This is a genomic window from Vibrio sp. 1727 (assembly GCF_033344415.1).
Lineage (GTDB): Bacteria > Pseudomonadota > Gammaproteobacteria > Enterobacterales > Vibrionaceae > Vibrio > Vibrio alginolyticus.
On the sequence record NZ_JAWPOT010000450.1, the window covers coordinates 1 to 597 of the forward strand.

A 597-nucleotide genomic window follows, 5' to 3' on the forward strand; every position below is an offset into this window, starting at 1 on the left:
AGGGAACTCAACTTGGTCTCCAAACAGCCCCAACAAATCTAACAAGTCGGTGTCTGTGAAGGTGTGCAATTGGCCAAAAACATACTCTTGTGAAAGGCTTGAATCGCCAAAGATCTGATAGTTAATTACCGAACTGGCATCTCCTTGGGTGGTCATCTGCCCACCATTGAGGCTGGTAAATGTGACGGACACATAGTCGCCACTCAACAACGACACAAGTGTCGAAAAGTCACATGTTATCCCCGCATGCGGCTGGGCTGAACTTTGTTGTTGAGTGCTCGACACCGTAAATGAGGAAACGCTACCAAACTGGATTGAAGGTGTTGACGCAGTGAGCTGACAAGCTATTGTCGAACACGAGAAAAAGAGAAGTAGACTAGCCAGCCAGCGATGCAAAATCATAGTGCCGCCTCATCTTCTGTTTTGAGGCAAACCTGACTATTCAGTGTTTGTATTTTTTGACTCTCGCGCTCATACAACCCTTCAATTGAAACTTTACATGGTGACTGCCCTTGAGGATAAAACAGAATGTAACTGCCCGGATCAATGCCTTCAAAGTAGGTAAACCCATCCCACCCAATTTGACTGACTAATCCT

General features: G+C 45.9%; 2 protein-coding genes. Both read right to left on the minus strand.

Annotated features, from left to right (window positions below; genetic code table 11):
* On the minus strand, positions 1 to 402 hold a 402-nt coding region (locus R8O10_RS26280; RefSeq protein ID WP_318192105.1), incomplete at its 3' end, for a spore coat protein U domain-containing protein.
* The coding region (locus R8O10_RS26285) for a hypothetical protein (protein WP_318192106.1) at positions 399 to 597 on the minus strand (199 nt) is incomplete at its 5' end. The genes R8O10_RS26280 and R8O10_RS26285, both read right to left, overlap by 4 nt.